Consider the following 6667-nt stretch of genomic DNA (forward strand, 5'->3'; position numbering starts at 1 on the left):
GTCACTGGCGACTACTCCAACCAGACCCTCGACTTCTCCGCGACAAACCTCGACGGAATCGAGTCCATTTCCGGCGGCGCCGGAAACGACACCGTTATCGGTTCCGACGGCGACGACGTCATCCTCGCGAGCGATGGATACGACGACCTGCACGGCGGAGCCGGAGACGACACCTTCCTCTACTCCGAAGGAGACGGAGCCGACGACTTCCACGGCGGAGAAGGAAACGACACCGTCAAGGCGACCGGGGACGACACCAACATCACCATCGACTCCAACTTCGACGCCGAAAACTCCATCGAGACCATCTCCTCGGACGGCCACTCCGGAGTCACCGTCACTGGCGACTACTCCAACCAGACCCTCGACTTCTCCGCGACCAACCTCGACGGCATCGAGTCCATTTCCGGCGGCGCCGGAAACGACACGATTCGAGGAGCGTCAAGCGACGACAATCTCGACGGAGGAACCGGAACAGACACGCTTCGACTAACTGGCGACCGAATCGACTACATCGTTTCGGAAAACGAAGACGGAAGCTACACCATACAAGATCTCATTGAGGGACGTGATGGCACCGATACTGTATCAAACTTTGAATACTTCCAATTTGCAGACGAAACCTTCGATACAAACACAGTCCTAAACGATCCGACTCGCCTCACCTCAGACGTCTCTGATCAAGCGACCGCTGAAGACGCAGCCTTCAGCTTAGACATCAGCTCCCACTTTGCTGATGGCGATGAAGACGATACCCTAACCTACTCAGCAACCCTTGAAAACGGGGACCCTCTGCCAAGCTGGCTCTCCATCGACCCGAGCACCGGAACCCTCTCAGGCACCCCTGAGAACGGCGATGTAGGATCCATATCCGTCACCGTCACCGCAACAGACGCCGCGGGCACCTCCGCATCCGACACCTTCGGTATCACCGTCGAGAATACAAACGACGGACCTGTCGCCACAGCCATCGCGGACCAGACTACCGACGAGGACGCGGCATTCTCGCTCGACGTCTCCTCCTCGTTCTCGGACGAAGACGCCAGCGATACCCTCACCTACTCTGCAACCCTCGAGAACGGGGACCCGCTACCAAGCTGGCTCTCCATCGACCCGAACACTGGAGCTCTCTCAGGCACCCCCGCAAACGGCGACGTAGGAGCCATCTCCGTCACCGTCACTGCCACAGACACGGCGGGCGCCTCCGCATCCGAAACCTTCGGCATCACCATCGAGAATACCAACGACGGACCTGTCGCTACAGCCATCGCGGACCAGAACCTGGATCGCGGCGATACCTTCGACTTGGACGTTTCCGAAAACTTCTCGGACGTCGACGTCGGCGACACACTAACCTACACCGCAACCCTCGCCAACGGCGACCCATTGCCCTCGTGGCTTTCGTTCGATTCCAATACCGGACAGTTCTCAGGTACCCCCGTCCAGTCCGATAGCGGACTCATCTCCGTCAAGGTCGTCGCCTCAGATGGAACCGCAACCGCCGAGGATACCTTCACCATCGATGTCAACGCTACGGTCGAGCGCAACGGAGATTCTGGATCCAACGTACTCAACGGCGACCAATACAACGACTCTATTTCCGGAGCCGAGGGAGACGATACCCTCACCGGAAACGGCGGAGACGATACCATCGATGGCGAAGCGGGAACCGATACCGCGATCTACTCGGGGAATCGCGAGGACTATACCGTAGTCGAAAACGAAGACGGCAGCTATCAGATCCAAGACAACGTCGCCGATCGCGATGGCACAGACACGGTATCAAACGTCGAATCCTTCACCTTCGCAGACGGTACCTTCACCGCGAGCGAAGTGCTGATCAACCCCTACAACATCGACTCCCCCAGTAATGGGGAAACCTACACCGTCGCCGGTTCGCAAGGTACCGATCAGCTCAACCTATCAGACTACGCCCTGTCCAGCGCCACCTTTGGCGACGGTACCATCACGATCGACCTCGGAGGCGGCCAGTCCTTTACCGTCGAATACTCCGGTCTCGAGCAGATCCAGTTTTCGGATACAATGGCCTACATTGCCGACGGGGACCGCTCCGAGTCCTCGCAAACCGGAAACACCACCATCATTTCAGGCCCCCGCGTCTTTAGCATAACGCTAGATGGCGACGGAAGCTACGACTACAGCTACGATGCCACCAACGGAACCATTGATCTGACAAGCGTCGAGGGGACGACCAATCTGTCCACTCTCACCGTCACCCAGATCTCCGGCCCGGAACTCACCGTAAGCTCTATCAACGTAGACGCCGACCTTGGTACCTTCAGCTCCGACTACAATATCGGTACCATCGATATCGCCAGCGACGTAAACATCGAAACCCTTACCGTAACCGATGCGGGTGGAACGGTATCCACTCTTAACTACGAAGGTAGCACCGACTCCAACATCACCGTCAACGCCGACCTGACGACCCTCAGCTCAAGTTCGCTTTGGGGCGGCAACCTCACCGTCAATGGAGACCTGGGAACCTTCAATGCAGCCCACACCACCGGCAGCATTACCGTAACCGGAAACGCCACCAGCATTCGAGCCAACGGAAACGTCGACTACAGCGGGGAAATCTGGGGCGACGTCACCATCGGCGGCGACCTCGGTACCATCCATGCCGCCGACGACATCGAGGGCGCCCTCAACGTCACCGGCAACGCGACCACCATCTCCGCCGATGACGACCTGCACGGCCCCATCAGTGTCGGCGGCCACGTCACCACCATCTCCGCAGCCGAAGATATCGAAGCCCTCATCGACGTCACCGGAAACGTCGGCACCCTATCCGCAGCGAACAATATCCGCTACCAGGACATCACCATTGGCGGAAACCTAGATTCCGCGTCCGCCGGCATCAGCATCGGATCGAACATCACCGTTGGCGGCGATCTCGGTACCATCCACGCTGGCGACGACATCGACGGCGCGCTCGATATCACCGGAAACGCCAGCACCATCTCCGCCGATGACGACCTACACGGCCCCATCACCGTCGGCGGCCACGTCACCACCATCTCCGCAGCCGAAGATGTCGAAGCCCTCATTAACGTCACCGGAAACGTCGGCACACTCTCCGCTGTAGCCAATATCCGAACTCAGAACGTATCCGTCGGGGGTAACCTCGATACCGTCACCGCCGGTAGCAATATAGAATCCAACATCACTGCAGGTGGAAATCTCGGCACAATAACAGTCGCCAATACACTTTTAGGCGACCTCACCGCCGGCGGCAGTCTAAACACTCTGACTGCAGCACGTATCGAAGGTGACGTATCAACCGGAGGCGATGTTTCCACTATTCAAACTATTGGCGGGACCGGTGCAGATATCGTCGGAGACGTCACGATCGGAGGACACATCACCACTCTTGATGCCGCCGACGATATCGAAGGAAACATCACGATCGCCGGCAACGCCGGAACGATAAGCGCCGGAGACGACATCAAAATAGGTACAGTCAATGTCACAGGAGACATTGATGCCGTAACCGTGGGCGACATGCTCTCCGGAAGCCTGTCCACTTCGGGCGACCTGAGAGTACTAACCGTCGGGACCGATCTGTCTGGCTCAGTCGTCGTCACTGGTCGCCTCAGCGAACACACCGTCACCGGCACCGTTTCCGGCACCTTGGAAGCTGATATTTTCGGATACGCCCCCACCACCGCGATTTCCGACCAAAACACCGAGGAGGACGCAGCCTTCTCCCTCGATGTCTCTGGCAACTTCGCAGACGGAGACAACCTCACCTACTCCGCAACCCTCCAAAACGGTGATCCGCTGCCCGACTGGCTCTCCGTAAACGCTTCGACCGGCGAGATCTCCGGCACGCCACTCAACCAACACGTCGGCAGCATCTCCATTCTCGTGACTGCAACCGGAGGGGATGGATACATCGCTACCGACGAGTTCGGTATCGCAGTAACAAATACAAACGACGGTCCCGTTGCCACAGCAATCGCAGACCAGACAACGGATGAGGACGCAGCCTTCTCACTGAACGCATCCTCTTCCTTCTCCGACGTGGACGCAGGCGACACCCTCACCTACTCCGCAACCCTCGAGAATGGCGACCCGCTCCCTAGCTGGCTCTCAATCGACGCCAACACCGGCGTCCTCACCGGCACCCCGGAAAACGGAGATGTCGGCGCCATCTCCGTCACCGTCACCGCCACCGACACCGCCGGTGCCACCGCCTCCGACACATTCGGTATCGCGGTGCACAACACCAACGACGGTCCTGTCGCCACCCCCATTGCCGACCAATCGGGCAACGCGAATTACGCCTTCTCCCTCGACGCCAGCAGCAACTTTAGTGACGTCGACGCTGGAGACACGCTCACCTACTCCGCTACTCTGGACAATGGCGATCCACTGCCAGACTGGCTCAGTATCGACCTGCACACCGGCGAACTCTCGGGGACTCCCGGCACCGCCCACATCGGCTCCATCAACGTTAAGGTCACCGCATCCGACGGCCACGCCACCGCGGAGGACACCTTCGCTATCACGATCGACGCCGAACCCGGCCCGGTCGGACAATGGAAGCTCGACGAATCGTCCGGAACCACCGCAACCGATTCCGTCGGAACCAACGACGGCACCTACAACTCAGGCGTCACAGTCGGATCGAATAGAGTCAACCGAGAAGGCACCGCCGCCGAGTTCGACGGCGTGGACGACCACGTGCTCATCTCGCCTTCCAGCGACTTCCAGCTGTCCGAAGGCAGCTTCGCAGTCTCATTCAATGCCGAGCAGATATCCGGCAAACAAACCCTCTTCAGTCGCGATTCGAGAGACTACGACGGCGGCGGACATCTCGACGCCTACGTCGACTCTGACGGAAGCCTCGTCGTACGTATCCAAAGCGATTCCCAAACCTATTTCGTTTCCTCCGCTAGCAGCGCGGTCAACGCCGGCCAAAACCACTCGATGGCAGTCACCTTCGGTTCCGAAGGCGTCCAGCTCTTCCTCGACGGAACCCTCGTCGACTCGAACGCCTACACGGGCGGCATCACCGGAAACAACGAACCAATAACGTTGGGCGCCGGCCAACAGATAAGTGGCGATGGCGTGGCAGATACCCTTCAAAACTACTTCCAAGGCCGCATCGACAACTTCGAGGTCTACGACTTCCAGATCAACAGCGGCCACGCCGCCACCCTACACGCTGCGGTAGCGACGGAAGACGAGACCTTCACTGGAGACAACGCTACGCAATCCTTCACAGCCGACTCAGGCAACGATTCCTACGATGGCGGCAGCGGCAATGACGCAATCACCTTCTCCGGTGTCAGAAACGAGTACACCGTTGTCGATAATCTCGACGGCACCTACACCATCACCGACCGCGTCGAAAATCGAGACGGAGTGGATACATTCGAAAATATTGAAAGCCTTATATTTACCGACGTGACCCACACCGCCTCCGAAGCGGCCACCTACGACCAGGATACGATCTATACCGGCGATCATCGCAATGAAACCATCCTTACCGGCTCCGGCGACGACACCATCTCTACAGGTTCCGGCGACGACTACGTCTCTTCAGGGGCCGGTGACGATACTGTCACCATCGGCGAGCTAGGCAGCTTGGACGAACTTCACTTCGGCGAAGGCGAAGACGCGCTCATCCTAGACAATTCAGGGCAAAACCTAGATTTCACCCTAATCGACAACTTGCACGTCTCCGGCCTGGAACGCATCGATATAGACGGCTCCGGAGCGAACTCGCTCAAGCTGACCGCCGAGGATGTTCTCGACATGACAGACGGCGAAAATCGTTTATTCGTGGACGGAAACTCAGACGATACCGTTGAAATTGACTCGTCTTACACGAACCAAGGGACTGAGACAATCGAAGGGTCCAGTTACTCCCACTACTACGATGCAGGCACCGACACTCATCTCTATATCAACACCGACATTACAGATACCCATACTTTCTAGAGGCAAACTCTCCTCCGTCTAATCCAGAAGCGGACGCTGCACTGCTCCGCTTCATTTCAGCATGTCTAAGTACCATACGACATCCTGTTATTGAAGAACCCGACAATTCTACGTGAGAGAACCTTTAGACGCACCTAACATGTGCGTTACGAATACCTGAAATGAGCGGTCATCCTCATGAATTCGGACCATGACCGGCTCGCTCTGATAATCGATCACTCCAAGCATCTCTTTTAATCTTGGTTCGTTCCCATCGTTACCTCCGAATGTTGTGGCTACCGTAAAAGATCGTAGCACTTGCCGCACCCTAGGCCACAATGCCCCATCAAAAGAAAGGTAGAGATCCTCCTTTGGCTGGGTTTATACGCTTCCAATTACAATTCTAACATCCGGACCATGGTGTGCCTTTGTGTAACTGTTTGTGCTAGATCCAATACATCGTTTTGAAGGCTTTATCAGCCAGTAGCGTCTACTGCGCGTAAGCGACCGATGCTCTGAGACCGAATCCAATCGATCTGCTGAAGCTGTGCCTGCAGCAGACACTAGAAGTGATATCATATCTTGATGAATCCCCTTCCTCACCTAGCATCTAAGCAAAAAGAAGGCCTCCATCGCTTTTTGAGCAATGGAGGCCATAATCTGGCAATAACCTACTCTCGCGGGACATGACGTCCAACTACCATCGGCGTCTACG

The 6667-nt window shown here is 57.2% G+C and carries 1 protein-coding gene; it reads left to right on the forward strand.

Annotation, left to right across the window (positions count from 1 at the left end; all coding sequences use genetic code 11):
* Nucleotides 1–5973 (forward strand): putative Ig domain-containing protein (locus QEH57_RS24345; RefSeq protein WP_309009415.1); only part of this gene is annotated, 5973 nt, incomplete at its 5' end.
* Between the last annotated feature and the right edge of the window lie 694 nt (nucleotides 5974–6667).

It is taken from the genome of Pelagicoccus sp. SDUM812005 (genome assembly GCF_031127875.1).
Classification (GTDB): domain Bacteria; phylum Verrucomicrobiota; class Verrucomicrobiia; order Opitutales; family Opitutaceae; genus Pelagicoccus.